Genomic DNA, 18,811 nt, shown 5'->3' with positions numbered 1-18,811 from the left:
GAGAGCCGTTGTGGATAAGGTACTTAACTTCAAACAAGGCCGCGTACCGCTGCTGATCAGCATGCCCCACGCTGGTGTACGTCTGACGCCTGCGGTCGAGGCTGGATTGATCCCCGACGCGAAAAGCCTACCGGACACCGACTGGCACATCCCTCAACTCTATGACTTCGCCAGCGAACTGGGCGCCAGCACCCTGGCGGCCGAATACTCGCGGTTCGTCATCGACCTGAACCGTCCGTCCGACGACAAACCTTTGTACGTCGGCGCCACCACGGGCCTGTACCCGGCGACGCTGTTCGACGGTATCCCGTTATTCCGTGAAGGGCTGGAACCTTCGAAAGAGGAGCGTGCGACTTATCTGGAGCAGATCTGGACGCCGTACCACAGCACCCTGCAGCAGGAACTGGCGCGACTGAAGGCCGAGTTCGGCTACGCGCTGCTGTTCGACGCACACTCGATCCGCTCGATCATCCCGCACCTGTTCGACGGCAAGCTGCCGGACTTCAACCTCGGCACCTTCAATGGCGCCAGTTGCGATCCTCAGCTGGCGACCCGACTGGAAGCGATCTGCGCGCGCCACGACAACTACACCCATGTGTTGAACGGACGCTTCAAGGGCGGCCACATCACCCGTCATTACGGCAACCCGGGCGAGAACATCCACGCTGTGCAACTGGAACTCGGGCAGTGCACGTACATGGAAGAGTTCGAGCCGTTCCGTTATCGCGCCGATCTGGCGGAGCCGACGCGGGTGGTGCTCAAGGAGTTGTTGCAAGGTTTGCTCGCGTGGGGGCAGCAGCGCTACGGCGCTTGAGATCAAAAGATCGCAGCCTGCGGCAGCTCCTACATGGGATTCGCGTTTACCTGTAGGAGCTGCCGAAGGCTGCGATCTTTTTTGTCGCCACCGTGCAAAACACGGTCGCCACAGGTCGCTTTTACCGCTCGTCTGCTGCGTATTGTTCTGGCCACGGTGCACAAAGACACCGGCCCGACAATAATCCGCTGCCGCACGAGAATACTCTCTATGACAAGCCCCAAAGGTCTGTTCGCCCGCTGTCTCTCAATCCTCTGCGGTACCGCTTTCCTGAGCACCTGCGTCCTGGCCGCGGACGATCCCTCCTGCAAGACCGTGCGCATGGGCGTGGTCAACTGGACCGACGTGATTGCCACCAGCGGCATGGCCGATGTGCTGCTCAATGGTCTGGGCTACGAAAGCAAGCAAACCAGCGCCGTGCAGCAAATCATCTTTGCCGGCATCCGTGACAAGCGCCTCGACATCTTCCTCGGTTACTGGAAACCGGCGATGGATAAGAACATCGCGCCGTTCGTGGCGGCCAATCAGGTCAAGGTCATGGACAAACCGAGCCTGGCCGATGCCCAGGCCACCCTCGCGGTCCCTGACTATGTGGCAGCGGCGGGCCTGAAAACCTTCGCCGACATTGCCAGGTTCAAAGACCAGCTCGGCGGCAAGATCTACGGCATCGAGCCGGGCAGCGGTGCCAACACCACGATCAAGACGATGATCGAGACCAATCACTTCGGCCTCAAGGACTTCAAACTGATTGAGTCCGGTGAGGCCGGGATGCTGGCGGCCGTGCAGCGGGCGGTGAATCGCAAGGAGTTCGTGGTATTCGTCGGCTGGACCCCGCACCCGATGAACATCAACATGAAGATCGCCTACCTGACCGGCAGCGAAGACGTCTACGGGCCGAACGAAGGTGCGGCGACCGTATCCACCGTCACCGCCCCGGATTACGCCGAGCGCTGCCCGAACGTCAATCGGTTGCTGGAGAACCTGACGTTCACCGCTGCTCAGGAAAGTCAGCTGATGGTGCCGATCATGGAGCGCCAGACGGCTCAGGATGTGGCCAGAAAATGGCTGCGCGAGCATCCCGAAGACCTGCAGCGCTGGCTGGCGGGTGTCAGCAGTTTCGATGGCAAGGACGGCGTGGCCACGGTTCAGGCCAGCCTGAAGAACTGACGTGCGCCATATTTGGGCGGGATGCTTTCTGTGGCGAGGGAGCTTGCTCCCGCTCGGCGGCGCAGCCGTCGCAAACCCCGGCGGGTCAGAAATGTCTGATGAAACGCGGTTGAATAGTTTGGGGGCTGCTTCGCACCCCAGCGGGAGCAAGCTCCCTCGCCACGAAGTCGGGTTCTAATCTGAAATCGCTGAATGGACTGGCAGCAAAACTATGGCTTCTTACCCGCTTTCCAGACAGATGACGGCATTCGTCGAGAAAACCGTCAGTTTCAACAGCACCGACAGCAGCCTCGCCGGATTGCGCCTGGCCTACAGCGAGATGTGCCGGGCGTTTACTCCGGCACGTCCCGCCGGGTTGTATGTGGTCGACTTCGTGTTGTCCGGCGTTGCTGTCCGCTCCTATCAGCCACCGGCCAGCAGTACGTCATGCATCGTTTACCTGCATGGCGGTGGCTGGGTGGTGGGGGACCTGGATTCCCACGATTTCATCTGCGCCGAACTGGCCTCGACCCTCGGTGTGCTGGTGATCGCCGTCGATTATCGCCGGGCACCGGAGCATCCGTTTCCCGCTGCGTTCGATGATTGCCTGAAGGTCTGGCGAGCGTTGCGCACCGGACCGTTTCAACTCGATCCGGAGCGCATGCTGGTGGCCGGTGACAGTGCCGGTGGCAATCTCGCAGCAGCGTTGTGCCTGGCACTGCGTGATGCCGGCGAGCCGTTGCCGTGCGCGCAGGTTCTGATCTATCCGGGGTTGGGCGGCGATCACCGGCTGCCCTCGCGCAGTGAGTGCGTCGACGCCCCGTTACTCAGCAGCAGTGACGTCGATTGCTATCACGCCCTTTACCTGCGGGGCACCCGCCAGCCGAGCGCCTACGCCATGCCATTGCTCGCCACGGATTTCAGGGGATTGCCACCGGCCTGGATCGCCGTGGCGCAGTTCGACCCGTTGCGTGATGACGGCGTGCGGTATGCCGAGCGACTGAACGCTGCGGGCGGGGCTGCCACGCTGTATGTCGGCGAGGGCCTGGTGCATGGCTGTTTGCGGGGCCGCGGGCAGGTGGCCGAGGTCGACGGGCTGTACCAGACCCTGTTCGGATACCTGGCGGCAAAACTCTGACTCTGCAGGGGGCATGCTCATTGACGTAATTCGGGTTTATGATGCCGGACGGCAGAATAATAGAAGTCCCCCCAGGGATGACCTCGACCCCTTACGGAGTGCGCAATGCAGACTTTGTACCCGCAGATCAAACCCTACGCCCGGCACGATCTGGCCGTCGACGAGACCCACACGCTGTATGTCGACGAAAGCGGTTCACCGGAAGGTTTGCCGGTGGTGTTCATCCACGGCGGGCCCGGTGCCGGATGTGATGCCCAGAGTCGTTGCTTCTTCGATCCCAATCTGTATCGCATTGTTACCTTCGACCAGCGCGGCTGTGGTCGCTCCACTCCCCACGCCAGCCTGGAAAACAACACCACCTGGGATCTGGTCGCCGACCTGGAGCGGATTCGCCAGCACCTGGGCATCGACAAATGGGTGCTGTTTGGCGGCTCCTGGGGTTCGACCCTGGCGCTGGCCTATGCGCAAACCCATCCTGAGCGCGTACACGGTCTGATCCTGCGCGGGATTTTTCTGTGCCGCCCGCAGGAAATCGAATGGTTCTACCAGGCCGGCGCCAGCCGTCTGTTCCCCGATTACTGGCAGGACTACATCGCGCCGATCCCGCTGGACGAGCGCGGCGATTTGCTCACCGCGTTCCACAAGCGTCTGGTCGGCAACGACCAGATTGCCCAGATGCACGCGGCCAAGGCCTGGTCCACCTGGGAGGGCCGTACTGCGACCCTGCGTCCGAACCCGCTGGTGGTCGATCGCTTCTCCGAGCCACAGCGTGCATTGTCGATTGCCCGCATCGAATGCCACTACTTCAGCAACCATGCGTTCCTGGAACCGAACCAGTTGATCCGCGACATGGGCAAGATCGCCCATTTGCCTGGCGTGATCATCCATGGCCGCTATGACGTGATCTGCCCGCTGGATAACGCCTGGGAATTGCATCAAGCCTGGCCGAACAGCGAACTGCAGGTCATCCGCGATGCCGGTCATGCCGCTTCCGAACCGGGCATCACCGACGCGCTGGTCCGTGCCGCCGATCAGATGGCCCGGCGTCTGCTCGACCTGGCGCCTGACGAGGCATGAAGGGCCTGCTGCAACGGGTGCGTGGCGCACGAGTCGAGGTTGCCGGCGAAATCGTGGGTGCCGTTGATCAGGGACTGCTGGTCCTGGTGGCCGTTGAGCCAGACGATACGCGGGCCAACGCCGACAAACTTCTTAATAAGCTGCTTAACTATCGGGTGTTCAGTGACGCTGAGGGCAAGATGAACCTGTCCTTGGCGGATGTGGGCGGCGGGTTGCTGCTGGTCTCTCAGTTCACCCTGGCTGCCGATACCCGAAGCGGGCTGCGTCCGGGTTTCTCGACTGCGGCCCCTCCGGCGTTGGGAGAGGAATTGTTCGACTATCTATTAAGCAAGGCGAAACAGGTGCATGGCACTGTGGCATCAGGTAGATTCGGCGCGGATATGCAGGTGCATCTGGTCAATGATGGCCCGGTAACCTTCCTGTTACAGACCTGAAAGCGCTTGAAACAAGTTTTTAAGCTCATTTCGACTGAAAACAGGGCTTTATCGCGATAAATACTTTGTTACCCCTGATGCGTTGTAACGCGGCCTACTAGATAATCGCGCGCTACGGGGATCAGCGTTCGTTGGTCCATTTTGACTTAGGTAGAGACTTGTCTGGATCCGATTGGGGAATCATTTCGCCCCAGCGGAGTCGGAACAATGCTCGCCAACTTGGCAAGAGTGGTTTGCAAGGGCGGTTTTTTCATACCGTACACCGTGCAGACCCTTTAACTGGCCGTTGGTTTTTTGATCTGTTTTCGGCGAGGGTTGCTCGTGATTGTTAGTCCCTGTAACGCACCAAAATTGTCTGCCAAACGGTTACGCAGCGCCCTGGTAGCGGGCTCTGCACTGCTCTGCCTGCTCAGCGCCGGCCAGCTTTGGGCATTCAGTCTGGACGATGTATCGGCCAAGGCAAAAGAGCTGGCCGCGCAGAAATACGAAGCGCCGCGCAGTAACCTGCCGAACGAGTTCCGTGACATGAAGTTCGCGGACTATCAGAAAATTCGTTTTCTGACGGAAAAAGCCGAATGGGCTGATCAGAAGACGCCGTTCAAGCTGTCCTTCTATCACCAGGGCATGCATTTCGATACGCCGGTGAAAATCAACGAAATCACCGCGAACACCGTCGAAGAGATCAAATACGACCCGAGTCGTTTCGACTTCGGCGACATGCAGTTCGATCCGAAGGCCACCGAACAGCTGGGTTATGCCGGTTTCCGTGTGCTGTACCCGATCAACAAGGCCGACAAGCAAGACGAAATCATGACCATGCTCGGCGCGAGCTACTTCCGCGTCGTCGGCAAGGGGCACGTCTATGGCTTGTCCGCTCGCGGCATGGCCATTGATACCGCCTTGCCGTCCGGTGAAGAATTCCCGCGTTTTCGCGAGTTCTGGATTCAACAGCCCAAGCCTGGCGACAAGCACCTGGTGATCTTCGCCCTGCTGGACTCGCCGCGTGCCACGGGTGCCTATCGCCTGACCCTGCGTCCGGGCAGCGACACCATCGTCGACGTCAAGGCGCAGATGTTCCTGCGCGACAAGGTTGGCAAACTGGGTATCGCCCCGTTGACCAGCATGTACCTGTTCGGCGCCAACCAGCCGTCGAAAGTGCTGAACTATCGTCGCGAATTGCACGATTCCAGCGGCCTGGCGATCCATGCCGGCAACGGCGAGTGGATCTGGCGTCCGCTGAACAACCCGAAACACCTGGCGGTGAGCAACTTCAGCGTGGAAAACCCGCGCGGCTTCGGTCTGCTGCAACGCGGCCGCGACTTCAGCCACTACGAAGACCTCGACGACCGCTACGACAAGCGTCCAAGCGCCTGGATCGAGCCGAAGGGTGACTGGGGCAAGGGTACCGTCGACCTGGTCGAGATTCCGACCGCCGACGAAACAAACGACAACATCGTGGCCTTCTGGAACCCGGAAAAATTGCCGGAACCTGGCCAGCCGCTCGATGTCGCTTATCGTATGCACTGGACCATGGACGAAGCGGCGATTCACGCGCCGGACAGCGCCTGGGTCAAGCAGACCCTGCGTTCGACCGGTGACGTCAAGCAATCCAACCTGATTCGTCAGCCCGATGGCAGCGTTGCCTACCTGGTGGACTTCGAAGGCCCGTCCCTGGCGGCATTGCCGGTCGATGCCGAGGTTCGCAGCCAGGTCAGCGTCGGCGACAACGCCGAGCTGGTGGAAAACAGCGTTCGCTACAACCCCGAAACCAAGGGCTGGCGCCTGACCCTGCGGATGAAGATCAAGGATCCGGGCAAGGCTACCGAGATGCGTGCCGCGCTGGTGCAGAACATCGTGCCGGCGGACCTGGCCAAGACGTCGATCCCGTCGTCCAACTCGTCGGTTGCCAAGGCCGACAAGGTGGCCGCCAAGCAACAAGAGAAAGCGGACAAGGAAGCCAAGCAAGCGGAGGCCAAGCAGGCTGAAGCCAAGCCTGTTGCAGATGCCAAGGACAAGGCCAATAAAGACGCCAAGCAGCCTGTTGCTGCCGACGCGGCCCCAGCCACACCGGAATCGGCGCCGACTGAAGAAGTCCTGACCGAGACCTGGAGCTATCAGTTGCCTGCCGATGAGTAACTCTCAAGTACGGCCAGAAACTCTTTCCGAGTATCTGGCGCATCTGCCGATGACCGACGAGCAGCGCGCGGAACTCGCGGGCTGCCAGTCTTTCAGCGAATTGCACGAACGCCTGTCGTCTTCGACGTTCGACGCCCCGACCGAAGCCGCCCAGGCTTCGGTCGGCAAACGCCTGACCCTGAGTACTGCCGAAGAGCTGCAGGACGCGGAAATGCTGGTGCTCGACGCCAACGGCCGGGTCTGCCTCAAGGCGACCCCGCCGATCCGGCGGACCAAGGTCGTGCCGGAGCCGTGGCGCACCAACATTCTGGTGCGTGGCTGGCGGCGGATGACCGGTCGTACCAACCCGCCGAAGCCGCCGAAGGACGAGCGTGTGCTGCCGGCTGCGCGCTGGCGGACCGTCGGTTCGATCCGTCGCTACATTCTGTTGCTGCTGATGCTCGGTCAGACCATCGTCGCCGGCTGGTACATGAAAGGCATCATGCCGTACCAGGGCTGGTCGTTCGTCGACCTCAACGAAGTGCTGCACCAACCGCTGCTGCAAACCGCCACGCAAGTGCTGCCGTACGCCTTGCAGACCAGCATCCTGATCCTGTTCGGGATTCTGTTCTGCTGGGTATCGGCCGGTTTCTGGACCGCGCTGATGGGCTTCCTCGAATTGCTGACCGGCCACGATAAATACCGTATCTCCGGTAAAAGTGCCGGTAACGAGCCGATTCCAAAGGATGCGCGCACCGCACTGGTGATGCCGATCTGCAACGAAGACGTGCCTCGGGTATTCGCCGGTCTGCGGGCGACCTTCGAGTCGGTTGCGGCCACGGGTGACCTGGACCGCTTCGATTTCTTCGTCCTCAGCGACAGTAACGACGCCGATATCTGTGTGGCCGAGCAACAGGCCTGGCTGGACGTCTGCCGCGAAGCCGGTGGCTTCGGCAAGATCTTCTATCGCCGCCGTCGTCGTCGCGTAAAACGCAAGAGCGGCAACCTCGACGACTTCTGCCGTCGCTGGGGCGGTGACTACAAGTACATGGTCGTACTCGACGCCGACTCCGTGATGAGCGGTGAGTGCCTGACCAGTCTGGTACGCCTGATGGAAGCCACGCCGGATGCCGGGATCATCCAGACCGCGCCACGGGCGTCGGGCATGGACACCCTGTATGCGCGCATGCAGCAGTTCGCCACTCGCGTGTATGGCCCGCTGTTCACCGCCGGCCTGCACTTCTGGCAACTGGGCGAGTCGCACTACTGGGGCCACAACGCGATCATCCGCATGAAGCCGTTCATCGACCACTGCGCCCTGGCGCCGTTGCCCGGTAAAGGCGCGTTCTCCGGCTCGATCCTGTCCCACGACTTCGTTGAAGCCGCGCTGATGCGCCGTGCCGGTTGGGGCGTGTGGATTGCCTACGACTTGCCGGGCAGCTATGAAGAACTGCCGCCGAACCTGCTGGACGAACTCAAGCGTGACCGTCGCTGGTGTCACGGCAACCTGATGAACTTCCGCCTGTTCCTGGTAAAAGGCATGCACCCGGTGCATCGCGCGGTGTTCCTGACCGGCGTGATGTCCTACCTGTCGGCGCCGTTGTGGTTCTTCTTCCTGGTGCTGTCGACCGCGCTGCTGGCGGTCAACACGCTGATGGAGCCGCAGTACTTCCTCGAACCGCGCCAACTCTATCCGCTGTGGCCACAATGGCACCCGGACAAGGCGATTGCGCTGTTCTCGACCACCATCGTGCTGCTGTTCCTGCCGAAGTTGCTGAGCATCATCCTGATCTGGGCCAAGGGCGCGAAAGAGTTCGGTGGCAAGTTCAAGGTGACCCTGTCGATGCTGCTGGAGATGCTGTTCTCCATGCTGCTGGCACCGGTGCGGATGATCTTCCACACCCGTTTCGTCCTCGCCGCGTTCCTCGGCTGGGCCGCGACCTGGAACTCGCCGCAGCGTGACGACGACTCCACTCCGTGGAGCGAAGCGATCAAGCGCCATGGTCCGCAAACCCTGCTGGGCTTCTTCTGGGCCATGCTGGTGATCTGGCTGAACCCGAGCTTCCTGTGGTGGCTGGTGCCGATCGTCGGTTCGTTGATGCTGTCGATTCCGGTGTCGGTGATCTCCAGTCGCGTCGGCCTGGGCCTGAAGTCCCGCGACGAGAGCCTGTTCCTGATCCCTGAGGAATACAATCCGCCGCAGGCCTTGCTGGCCACTGACCAGTACACCCATGAAAACCGCTGGCACGCGCTGAACGACGGCTTCGTCCGTTCGGTGGTCGATCCACAGCAGAACGCCCTGGCGTGCTCGCTGGCGACCTCGCGGCACAATCAGGCTGAGCCGATCGAGTGGTTGCGGATCGAGCGGGTGCGGCACGCGATGAAAGTGGGTCCTGAAGGCCTGACCAACAACGAGCGAGTGCAGTTGTTGAGCGACCCGGTAGCCTTGGCCCGCTTGCACGAGCAGGTCTGGAGCGAAGGGCATGCCGAGTGGCTGGGCGCATGGCGCAAGTCGGTCCAGGCCGACCCCCATGCACCGTTGCTGCCGCTCAAGCCGATGAGCGAACAGCCTCAGTTGGCATGATAAAAAAAACCCGCGAAAGCGGGTTTTTTTATGGCTTGAAGTTGGTTCTTGAGCTTGCAGCAGATTCTGTAACAGCAGTGTCTGGTCAATCGCTTTCGCGGACAAGCCCGCTCCCACAGGGGTTCAAGGTGAGGCACACATTGTGTGAACACCGAAAATACCTGTGGGAGCGGGCTTGCCCGCGAAGGCATCACCTCGGTCCTGAGTGAGCCGAGGTATGCAGATCACCTCAAACCCTGAACTTGCCCACCAGCATCTGCAAATGCGTCCCCAGTCGTGCCAGCTCAACGCTGGAGGCTGCGGTCTCTTCACTGGCTGCCGAGGTCTGATCCGACACATCCCGCACGTTCAGCACGCTGCGGTTGATCTCTTCGGCCACGGCGCTTTGCTGTTCGGCGGCAGCGGCGATCTGCTGGTTCATCGCCTGAATTGCCGAGACGGTGCGGGTGATGCTTTCCAATGAGCCACCGGCGCGACGGGTCAGTTCGACACTGCTGTCGGTCAGGGTGCGGCTGTTGTCCATGATGGTCGCCACTTGCTGCGTGCCGCTTTGCAGGCCGACGATCAGCTCTTCGATTTCTTCGGTGGATTTCTGGGTGCGCTGGGCCAGGCTGCGAACTTCATCTGCGACCACGGCAAACCCACGACCGGCTTCACCGGCTCGGGCGGCTTCAATCGCGGCGTTGAGCGCCAGCAGGTTGGTTTGCTGGGCCACGGACTTGATCACATCGAGCACGCTGCCGATCTTGTCGCTTTCGCGCTTGAGCTCGCCCATGGCCTCGGTGGAGTGGCCGACTTCCGCGGCCAGGCGCTCGATCTGGGCGATGGCTTCAGCCACCACTTTGTCGCCCTCACGGGCCTGCTGGTCGGCGGCGACGGCCGCTTCGGAGGCCTCTTCGGCGTTGCGCGCCACTTCCTGCACGGTGGCGGCCATTTCATTCATGGCGGTGGCGACCTGATCGGTCTCGACTTTCTGGCTGTTGACCCCGGCGCTGGTCTGCTCGGTGACCGCGGACAGCTCTTCAGCGGCGCTGGCGATCTGTGTGACGCCATCGCTGATGCCGCCGATCAGTTCGCGCAGGCCTTGGGTCATGCTCTGCATGGCGCGTTGCAACTGGCCGAGTTCGTCGCGACGCTGGGACGTCAGGTTGTGGGTCAGGTCGCCGCTGGCAACGCGTTCAGCGACGGCCAGGGTCTGGTTCAACGGAATGATGATTTGTCGGGTGATGGCCCAGGCGGCCAGCAGGCCGAAGGCGATGGCCAGAACGGTGGCGAGGGTCAGCATGTTCTTGGCGTGGGCGGCATCGTTGTCACGCACGACGGTTTGCGAGACGGTGAGTTTCTGGCTCATGTCCAACAGGATTTCACCCTGGCTAGACATGCGCACCAGAGCCTTGGCGCTGGCCACCTGGGAGTCGCGGAACTGGCTGACGGCGGCGCGGTAGGCCTTCAGTGAGTCAGTCGCCTGTTGCAGGTTGGCGATGTGTTCTTCAGGCAGTTTGGCCGGCAGGCTCTCGAGATTCTTCAGGGCGTTGTCGATCGCGTCGAGGGCTGGCTGTTCGGCTTCGCTCTTGCCGCTGTAGGTGTAGCCGCGAACCTGGAAGCGCGCCTGCTGAATCAGTTTGCTCAGGTCGATCACGCTATTGAATGCTGCGACGCTGTCACCTTGCAGCATGGATTTTTCCACTTCGGCGACGCGGGCCACGGCGTTGTCGGCGGTGGCGCCGAGTTTGCTGCGGGCATCTTCACGCTGGGCACCCGCCTGGGTCATGTCGTTGAAGGCACGACGGTATTCGGCGACAGCGGCCAGTTGTTGATCGACCATGGCCGTGTCTGCCGGTTGTTCGATCAGGCCGCGGGCGGTCTGCAGGCCGCTTTCGAGTTTGCCCAGCAGATCGTTGACGGTGCCGGGGCCTTGTTCCCCGCGACGCATTTCGTAATCCAGGCGTGCAATGCGCAGGTCCTTGGTCAGGTCGTTGAGACTGGCGATGAACCCCAGCTTATCGCCACGGCTGGTAACGCCACTCAGGCCGCTCCAGCCGGTGAAGGTGATCAGCAGGGTCAGTAACAGCACCAGACCGAAACCGATCCCCAGTTTGCGTTTGACGCTGACGTTTCCCAGATTCTCGGCTAGCCATTGGTACATGCTGAATCTCCCCGGACCACAATTTGGTTTTATGGGGGCTGTATCGGCGGCGCGCAGAGATTCTGTAGGAGCTGCCGAAGGCTGCGATCTTTTGATCTTGCTTTTTAAAACAAAATCAAAAGATCGCAGCCTTCGGCAGCTCCTACAGGGGGGCAGTGTTAGAACAGGCGGGCCAGCAGCGCGGTCACGGCGGTTTCAACGCGCAGGATGCGCTCGCCCAGTTGCACCGGTTGCAGGCCGGATTTGCCCAGCAGGTCGATTTCGTAGGGAATCCAGCCACCCTCGGGGCCGATGGCCAGGGTCACCGGTTCGCTGAGTGCGCGAGGGCAGGGCGGGTAATTGCCGGGATGCCCCACCAGGCCGAGGGTGCCGTCGGTGATCGCCGGCAAACGGTCCTCGACGAACGGCTTGAAGCGCTTCTCGATGACCACTTCCGGCAGCACGCTGTCCCGGGCCTGTTCGAGGCCGAGGATCAATTGCTCGCGAATGGCCTCGGGCTCCAGAAACGGGGTCTGCCAGAAGCTCTTCTCGACGCGATAGCTGTTGACCAGCACGATACGTGGCACACCCATGGCCGCCACGGTCTGGAACACCCTGCGCAGCATCTTGGGGCGTGGCAGGGCCAATACCAGGGTCAAGGGCAGCTTGGCTGGTGGCGGCTGGTCGAGGGTGACGCGCAATTCCGCTTCGTCGGCGTCCAGGCGCAGCACTTCGGCCGAACCCATCAGTCCGCCGATCCGCCCGACGCGCATGCTGTCACCCACTTCACAGCGGTGGACTTCCTGCATGTGGGTCAGCCGGCGATCACGCAGGATCGCCCGGTCGGCCGCAATGAAGTCGGCCTCTTCCAGGAGCAGCAGGTTCACGCTTGGGTCGCTGGCGGCTGGTCGTTGTGATCGTCAGCCGGTTGGTCTTCCGGATGGTCGCCACGCTTGCTGATCAGGCTGCCGAACAGGATGCCGATTTCAAACAACAGCCACATCGGCACGGCTAGCAAGGTCTGCGAGAAGATGTCCGGCGGCGTCAGGATCATGCCGACCACGAAGCAGCCGATGATCACGTACGGGCGGATCTTCTTCAGGTATTTGACGTCGACCACGCCGATCCACACCAGCAGCACCACGGCCACCGGAATTTCGAACGCTACGCCAAAGGCGAAGAACAGCGTCATGACGAAATCGAGGTAGCTGGTGATGTCGGTCATCATTTCCACGCCGGCCGGGGTGGCGGCGGCGAAGAACTTGAAGATCAGCGGGAACACAAGGAAGTAGGCGAAGGCCATGCCGGCGTAGAACAGAAAGATGCTGGAGACCAGCAAGGGCACGGCAATACGCTTTTCATGCTTGTACAGGCCGGGGGCGATGAAGCCCCAGATCTGGTGCAGGATCACCGGAATCGCCAGGAACAGCGAGACCATCATCGTCAGCTTCAGCGGCGTCAGGAATGGCGACGACACGTCGGTGGCAATCATCGTCGCGCCGGCGGGCAGGTACGCGCGCAGCGGAGTCGAGACGAAGGTGTAGATCTGCTGGGTAAAGGCGAACAGGCCGGCGAAGATGATGAAAATCGCCGCTACGCAGCGCAGCAGTCGGGTACGCAACTCGGTGAGGTGCGAAACCAGCGGCATGTGCTGGTCGTTTTCTGGGAGATCGCTCATGGGGCTCGCGGCGGCAATGTTGGGTCATGAGGGGCTGGCGCAACAGGCGCAGCGGGTTCAACCGGAGCGGCTGCAACAACGGGCGCAGGTTCGACAGGTGCTACAACGGGAGCAGGTGTCGAGTCGACAGTAGCGGCAGGCGCTTGAATCGTCTGCGCACCCACATGCTCGACCGGCGTCGGCTCCTGCTGGGTCGGCGTGAAGATTTTCCGCGCCTCCTGCTCAAGCGACAGGATGTGCTCGTTGTGCAGTTGCCGACGAATCTCGTCGGCACCGATTTCACGTTCAACTTCCTGTTTGATCGCGTTGAAGCTGCGCTTCAGGCGCCCGACCCACAGGCCAGCGGTGCGCGCAGCGCCCGGCAAGCGCTCGGGACCCAGCACCAGCAGGGCAACGAGGCCGACGAGCAGCAGTTCAGAGAAGCTGATACCAAACATTAGTCTGCGCTCACACGTCTTTGCGGATCGGCTCTTCGACTTTCTGTGCCTGCACGTCGATGGTGTGCGGCTGGTTCACAGTGGTCTGTGGCTGGACCGGTGGAACCGGTTGGGCCGGGGTCGCATTCGGGTCGGCCGGTTTTTCGTCGTCGTTCATGGCTTTCTTGAAGCCCTTGATCGATTCGCCGACGTCAGTGCCGAGGTTTTTCAGTTTCTTGGTGCCGAATACCAGTACCACGACAACCAGGATGACGATCCAGTGTTTCCAGTCAAAAATGCCCATGCTGCTGCTCCTCTCTAATAGTTATTCAGGCGGACGGGCGCGAGGCTTTCTCGGCGTGTCCGGAGAGACCGAAACGACGGTCCAGTTCATCGAGTACAGCCTGTGGATGCTGCCCCAATTGGGCGAGCATGACCATGCTGTGGAACCACAAATCGGCGGTTTCGTAGATCACATCGCTGCAGTCGCCGCTGACGGCGGCGTCCTTGGCGGCAATGATGGTTTCGACCGACTCTTCGCCGACTTTTTCCAGAATCTTGTTCAAGCCCTTGTGGTACAGACTGGCGACATACGAGCTGTCGGCGGCGGCGCCTTTGCGCTCTTCCAGTACGGCGGCCAGACGGGTCAGAGTGTCACTCATGTTTGTGTCCTGCGGAATAGATGGCATGCGGATCTTTCAGGACCGGGTCGACCGTTGTCCAGTCGCCGTTCTCGTAGACGCGGTAGAAGCAGCTCTGGCGGCCGGTATGGCAAGCGATGTCGCCGATCTGCTCGACCATCAGGATGATGACGTCGGCGTCGCAGTCCAGGCGCATCTCGTGCAGGGTTTGCACGTGGCCGGACTCTTCGCCCTTGCGCCACAGCTTGCCACGCGAGCGCGACCAGTAAATGGCGCGGTTCTCGGCAGCGGTCAGTTCCAGTGCTTCACGGTTCATCCAGGCCATCATCAGGACGCGCCCGGTCTTGTGATCCTGGGCAATCGCCGGCACGAGGCCATCGGCGTCCCACTTGATCTCGTCCAGCCAGTTTTTCATCTTCAGTTCCTGAAGCAGCCCCAAGCCTTAAGCTTCAAGCCGCAAGTAAAAGCCAGTGCGCTTCGATCCTTCGTATTGTGCAACGCATATCTACAGGCGTGAATTAAACATGATTGCTACGAACATCGCTTGAAGCTTGAAGCTTATAACTTGCAGCTGATACATGCTATCGACGCACGACCAGATACAAACCGACCGCCATCATGATGCCAGCTGGCCAATAGTCCAACTGATTCAATGGCCCGCCAGCGGCAAGGATGGCGCCACCGGCCAGATGGGCCGTACCGAGCAGGCGCAGGAACCAGTCGTCCCGGCGTCGATGCCAGGGTGGCGGCGGATCGTAGGCGTGGGGCTGGGACATGCGTTCGAGCAGGTCGCGGGCCATGTTCGCCAGGTGCGGGATCTGTTCGAACTGGCTCTGCACGTTGCCGAGCAGGGCTTTGGGGCTGACCCGCTCGCGCATCCAGCGTTCGAGGAACGGCTGCGCGGTGTTCCACAGGTCGAGGTCCGGGTACAGCTGGCGGCCCAGGCCTTCGATGTTCAACAAGGTTTTTTGCAGCAAAACCAACTGCGGTTGAACCTCCATGTTGAAGCGCCGAGCGGTCTGGAACAGGCGCATCAGCACCTGACCGAAGGAAATATCTTTTAACGGTTTTTCGAAGATCGGCTCGCACACGGTACGGATCGCCGCTTCGAATTCGTTGAGCTTGGTTTCCGCCGGCACCCAGCCCGAATCGATGTGCAACTGCGCCACGCGACGGTAATCGCGCTTGAAGAAGGCGAACAGGTTACGCGCCAGGTAATCCTGGTCTTCCGGGGTCAGGCTGCCGACGATGCCGCAGTCGATCGCAATGTACTGCGGGCTCCACGGATTCACGGTGCTGACGAAGATGTTGCCGGGGTGCATGTCGGCATGGAAGAAGCTGTCGCGGAACACCTGGGTGAAGAAAATCTCCACGCCACGCTCGGCGAGCATTTTCATGTCGGTGCGCTGGTCGGCCAGGGTCGCCAGATCGGTGACCTGGATCCCGTAGATGCGCTCCATCACCAGTACCTTCGGCCGGCACCAGTCCCAATAGACTTGCGGCACGTACAGCAGCGGCGAGCCATCGAAGTTGCGCTTCAACTGGCTGGCATTGGCTGCCTCGCGCAGCAGGTCGAGTTCGTCGTAGATGGTTTTTTCGTAATCGCTGACCACGTCCACCGGGTGCAGCAGGCGCGCATCGGCAGAGAGTTTTTCGGCGGCGCGGGCGAGGATGAACAGCCATGCCAGGTCCTGGGCGATCACCGGTTTGAGGCCGGGGCGGATCACCTTGACCACTACTTCTTCGCCGGTTTTCAGTTGCGCGGCATGCACTTGCGCCACCGAAGCCGAGGCCAGCGGCTCGACATCGAAACGGCTGAACACGTCGCTGATTTTCTTGCCCAGCTGTTCTTCGATCAGCTTGACCGACACTTGCGAGTCGAACGGCGGCACGCGGTCCTGCAGTTTCATCAGCTCATCGGCGATGTCTTCTGGCAGCAGGTCGCGGCGTGTGGACAGGATCTGCCCGAACTTGATGAAAATCGGCCCCAGGTCCTGCAACGCCAGGCGCAGGCGCGCGCCACGGCTCAGATCGAGGGTCTTGCGCGGGAACCAGCGCCACGGCAACGCGTAGCGCAGCGCCCGCAGAAACCACGGCAACGGCAGGGCGAACAGCAGGTCATCGAGGCGGTAGCGGATCACGACGCGCTGGATGCGCAACAAACGGCGGACGGCAAGCAGCTTCATGCGTTATCGCTTGGGTCGAGGGATCGGGAAAGGCGCTCGAAACGCGCCTCGAGACGTTCCAGATCGAGCTTGATCTGGTCCAGTTCACTGAATCGGGCTTCGGCTTCGCGCTGACCGACAAGGGTGCGCGATTCTTCGGCCAGGTATTCGCCCAGGTTCTGGCCCAGGCTGGCAAAGCCTTGCTGGTACCAGCGGGCGCGACTGCGCAGGTGGCCGCCGACCAGTTGTGTGGCGACCGGGCCGAGCCAGCGCGAGAGCTCGTACTCCCAGTCCAGCTCCAGGTCCTGGAGGATCGCCGCCAGTTCCAGCAGCACGCCGCTGTCGCCGTCGAGTTCGACTTCAGGGGCGTGCAGGACGGAAGTCTTGTCCTTGCTCATGGCCAGTCTCAACAGGCTCGAAGCCGGTGCACGCAAGGTGCAGTCAGCGCCGGTTTCCCACTGGGAGGCGAGCATCAGGCCTTCGTCGCTGGGCAGGATGAACAGGTGCAGCGCCGGGCTGCGGCAATCGACGGCAATCACTTTGCCGGTCAGATGCGCCAGCCGCGGCAGCGCCGTGCTGTCGAGGCGCAGCACCCGGTTCAGGCCGAGTTCAACGCTGGCGAGCAGGCCGGCGAGCAGCATCAGGGCTTGATGCCGCGGTGCAGGGCCACGATGCCTGCGGTCATGTTGTGATAGGTCACGCGGTCGAAACCGGCCTCGACCATCATCGACTTCAGGGTTTCCTGGTTCGGGTGCATGCGGATCGATTCGGCCAGGTAGCGATAGCTTTCCGAGTCGTTGGTGATCAGCTTGCCCATCAGCGGCATGAAGGCGAACGAGTAGGCGTCGTAGGCCTTGGACATCAGCGCGTTGGTCGGCTTGGAGAACTCCAGCACCAGCAAACGGCCCCCCGGCTTGAGCACGCGCAGCATCGAGCGCAGGGCGTCTTCCTTGTGGGTCACGTTGCGCAGGCCGAAGGCGATGGTCACGCAGTCGAAATGGTTGTCCGGGAACGGCAGTTTTTCCGCATCGGCCTGGACGAATTCGACGTTGCCGGCCACACCCAGGTCCAGCAGGCGGTCACGGCCGACCTTGAGCATGGACTCGTTGATGTCGGCCAGTACGACCTGACCGGTCGGGCCTACCAGGTGCGAGAACTTCCTGGTCAGGTCGCCGGTGCCACCGGCGATGTCGAGCACGCGATTGCCGGTACGAACGCCCGACAGTTCGATCGCGAAACGCTTCCACAGACGGTGCATGCCGCCCGACAGAAGGTCGTTCATCAGGTCGTACTTGGCGGCTACCGAATGGAAAACCTCAGCGACTTTTTCCGCTTTCTGGCTTTCCGGAACGTTTTTGAAGCCGAAGTGAGTGGTGGGTTCGGCATCGCTGCCTTTGCGCTGATCAGTCATATCGCTGTCACCAAAAGAGAATGCGCGACATTCTAATCCCCAAGGCATGCTTTGTCTTGGCAAGGCTGAAGGTAAGATGGGCAACCATCGGGACGTTTTGACGCAGCAGAGGTCAAGATGCCCCGGGAAAGCATCCATAAAGCAGGAGTCATTCGATGGCCCGTATTAGTGTTGAACGTGCCCACGGCCTGGGTAAGGAAGCGGCTCGCGAGAAGGCCGACAAGCTGGCGCAGAAACTTTCCGATCAATATGGCCTGGAGCCGCAGTGGTCCGGCGACACCCTGAACCTCAAGCGTTCGGGCGTGAAGGGTGCGGTGCATGTCAGTGAAGATTCGATCCGCGTCGACGTGGAGCTCGGCCTGATGATGTCGGCCATGAGCGGCATGATCAAAGCGGAAATCGAGAAGGCGCTGGATAAAGCCCTCGTGTGATCCCCAAAAGATCGCAGCCTTCGGCAGCTCCTACACAGGCTCGCGTTTACCTGTAGGAGCTGCCGAAGGCTGCGATCTTTTCCAGAAGGCACCACCGATTTATGTCATTTGTTAGGGTGCCGTTTCTAATTTTTCTCCCTACTTTGTGCCAGAGCCCGACACTTATCCGGGCAGTTCCTCAAACCTTCTGCGCGTGAGGTGCACCATGGCCAAAGTTATTCTGAAGAAAAAAATCGACGCATCGACCAGCACGCTGGGCGACGTCAAATCCTATGCCCGCAAGATCTGGCTGGCTGGCCTGGGCGCCTACGCCAAGGTCGGCCAAGAGGGCAGCGAATACTTTCAAGAGCTGATCAAAGCTGGTCAGGTTGTTGAAAAGAAAGGCAAAAAGGTAGTCGCTGAGAAACTTGAAGCGGCCAATGCCGAGATCGATGAAGTCAAGAGTGAAGTCAGCACTTTCAAAGGCCGTGTCGAAGTTCAACTCGACAAGGTCGAGAAGGCGTTCGACACGCGTGTCGCAAGTGCCTTGAATCGTATCGGCATTCCGTCTAAACATGACGTTGAGACACTCTCTGCTAAGCTCGATGAGCTGACGGCATTGCTCGAACGTGTCGCGCGTAAATCTTAAGGAGAACG

The 18,811-nt window shown here is 61.0% G+C and carries 19 protein-coding genes and 1 pseudogene; 9 read left to right on the top strand and 11 right to left on the bottom strand.

Translation table 11 applies throughout. The features are described 5' to 3' along the window. Positions 1–10 precede the first annotated feature (10 nt). From hutG to mdoH, 7 genes are all read left to right on the top strand, one after another. Entirely contained in the window at positions 11–814 is an 804-nt protein-coding gene (gene hutG / locus C9422_RS11955) for an N-formylglutamate deformylase (protein WP_116580801.1), read from the top strand. Between the two features lie 210 nt (positions 815–1,024). Further along, positions 1,025–1,981 (top strand): choline ABC transporter substrate-binding protein, encoded by a 957-nt coding sequence (locus C9422_RS11950; protein ID WP_116580800.1) that lies wholly within the window; start codon positions 1,025–1,027, stop codon positions 1,979–1,981. Positions 1,982–2,192: 211 nt separating this feature from the next. Beyond that, positions 2,193–3,098: an alpha/beta hydrolase gene (locus tag C9422_RS11945; protein ID WP_116580799.1), complete on the top strand. Its 906-nt coding sequence runs from the start codon at positions 2,193–2,195 to the stop codon at positions 3,096–3,098. Between the two features lie 105 nt (positions 3,099–3,203). Then, positions 3,204–4,175 (top strand): prolyl aminopeptidase, encoded by a 972-nt coding sequence (gene pip, locus C9422_RS11940; protein ID WP_095964593.1) that lies wholly within the window; start codon positions 3,204–3,206, stop codon positions 4,173–4,175. Further along, the gene (gene dtd / locus C9422_RS11935) at positions 4,172–4,609 is read left to right on the top strand and encodes a D-aminoacyl-tRNA deacylase (RefSeq protein WP_116580798.1); all 438 of its coding nucleotides are present in this window, start codon (positions 4,172–4,174) and stop codon (positions 4,607–4,609) included. Before pip ends, dtd begins: the two co-directional genes overlap by 4 nt. A gap of 321 nt (positions 4,610–4,930) precedes the next feature. Continuing rightward, positions 4,931–6,745: a glucan biosynthesis protein G gene (locus C9422_RS11930; RefSeq protein ID WP_007975556.1), complete on the top strand. Its 1,815-nt coding sequence runs from the start codon at positions 4,931–4,933 to the stop codon at positions 6,743–6,745. Beyond that, complete coding sequence (gene mdoH, locus C9422_RS11925; RefSeq protein WP_104451122.1) at positions 6,738–9,308, top strand: glucans biosynthesis glucosyltransferase MdoH; 2,571 nt, start codon at positions 6,738–6,740, stop codon at positions 9,306–9,308. Before C9422_RS11930 ends, mdoH begins: the two co-directional genes overlap by 8 nt. A gap of 229 nt (positions 9,309–9,537) precedes the next feature. Here the strand turns inward: mdoH and C9422_RS32870 are convergent, their stop codons facing one another. The 11 genes and pseudogenes from C9422_RS32870 to ubiE all read right to left on the bottom strand — a co-directional run bounded on the left by C9422_RS32870 (position 9,538) and on the right by ubiE (position 17,744). After that, complete coding sequence (locus C9422_RS32870; protein WP_371321757.1) at positions 9,538–10,251, bottom strand: methyl-accepting chemotaxis protein; 714 nt, start codon at positions 10,249–10,251, stop codon at positions 9,538–9,540. Positions 10,252–10,392: 141 nt separating this feature from the next. Next, positions 10,393–11,454, bottom strand: a pseudogene (locus C9422_RS32865) (methyl-accepting chemotaxis protein); the annotation flags it as partial. Between the two features lie 158 nt (positions 11,455–11,612). Continuing rightward, positions 11,613–12,320: a 16S rRNA (uracil(1498)-N(3))-methyltransferase gene (locus C9422_RS11915; protein ID WP_015093117.1), complete on the bottom strand. Its 708-nt coding sequence runs from the start codon at positions 12,318–12,320 to the stop codon at positions 11,613–11,615. Then, positions 12,317–13,111, bottom strand: a complete 795-nt coding sequence (gene tatC, locus C9422_RS11910; RefSeq protein WP_057712372.1) for a twin-arginine translocase subunit TatC — start codon at positions 13,109–13,111, stop codon at positions 12,317–12,319. The genes C9422_RS11915 and tatC overlap by 4 nt, the downstream gene beginning before the upstream one ends. Beyond that, positions 13,108–13,548: a Sec-independent protein translocase protein TatB gene (gene tatB / locus C9422_RS11905; protein ID WP_007975561.1), complete on the bottom strand. Its 441-nt coding sequence runs from the start codon at positions 13,546–13,548 to the stop codon at positions 13,108–13,110. Before tatB ends, tatC begins: the two co-directional genes overlap by 4 nt. Positions 13,549–13,558: 10 nt before the next feature. Continuing rightward, entirely contained in the window at positions 13,559–13,831 is a 273-nt protein-coding gene (locus C9422_RS11900) for a twin-arginine translocase TatA/TatE family subunit (protein WP_102698555.1), read from the bottom strand. 25 nt (positions 13,832–13,856) lie between these two features. Continuing rightward, entirely contained in the window at positions 13,857–14,189 is a 333-nt protein-coding gene (locus C9422_RS11895; protein ID WP_090328169.1) for a phosphoribosyl-ATP diphosphatase, read from the bottom strand. Further along, complete coding sequence (gene hisI, locus C9422_RS11890; RefSeq protein ID WP_007989281.1) at positions 14,182–14,583, bottom strand: phosphoribosyl-AMP cyclohydrolase; 402 nt, start codon at positions 14,581–14,583, stop codon at positions 14,182–14,184. The genes C9422_RS11895 and hisI overlap by 8 nt, the downstream gene beginning before the upstream one ends. Positions 14,584–14,749: 166 nt before the next feature. Next, positions 14,750–16,354, bottom strand: a complete 1,605-nt coding sequence (gene ubiB / locus C9422_RS11885; protein ID WP_102673225.1) for a ubiquinone biosynthesis regulatory protein kinase UbiB — start codon at positions 16,352–16,354, stop codon at positions 14,750–14,752. Next, on the bottom strand, positions 16,351–16,974 hold the full coding sequence (locus C9422_RS11880; RefSeq protein ID WP_116580796.1) for an SCP2 domain-containing protein: 624 nt from the start codon (positions 16,972–16,974) through the stop codon (positions 16,351–16,353). The genes ubiB and C9422_RS11880 overlap by 4 nt, the downstream gene beginning before the upstream one ends. Beyond that, on the bottom strand, positions 16,974–17,744 hold the full coding sequence (gene ubiE, locus C9422_RS11875) for a bifunctional demethylmenaquinone methyltransferase/2-methoxy-6-polyprenyl-1,4-benzoquinol methylase UbiE (protein ID WP_007989286.1): 771 nt from the start codon (positions 17,742–17,744) through the stop codon (positions 16,974–16,976). Before ubiE ends, C9422_RS11880 begins: the two co-directional genes overlap by 1 nt. A 155-nt stretch (positions 17,745–17,899) precedes the next feature. Here ubiE and C9422_RS11870 point away from each other — a divergent pair, with 155 nt between their 5' ends. Both C9422_RS11870 and C9422_RS11865 read left to right on the top strand, forming a co-directional pair. After that, the gene (locus C9422_RS11870) at positions 17,900–18,175 is read left to right on the top strand and encodes a polyhydroxyalkanoic acid system family protein (RefSeq protein WP_008047826.1); all 276 of its coding nucleotides are present in this window, start codon (positions 17,900–17,902) and stop codon (positions 18,173–18,175) included. A 205-nt stretch (positions 18,176–18,380) separates the two neighbouring features. Beyond that, entirely contained in the window at positions 18,381–18,803 is a 423-nt protein-coding gene (locus C9422_RS11865; RefSeq protein ID WP_104451116.1) for a phasin family protein, read from the top strand. The last annotated feature ends 8 nt before the right edge of the window (positions 18,804–18,811 follow it).

Origin of the sequence: Pseudomonas sp. B1(2018) (assembly GCF_003097365.1) — a bacterium.
Taxonomy (GTDB): Bacteria; Pseudomonadota; Gammaproteobacteria; order Pseudomonadales; family Pseudomonadaceae; genus Aquipseudomonas; species Aquipseudomonas laurylsulfatiphila.
Note: the sequence above shows the minus strand (reverse complement) of the source record. Positions and strands in the feature narration are given on the sequence as shown.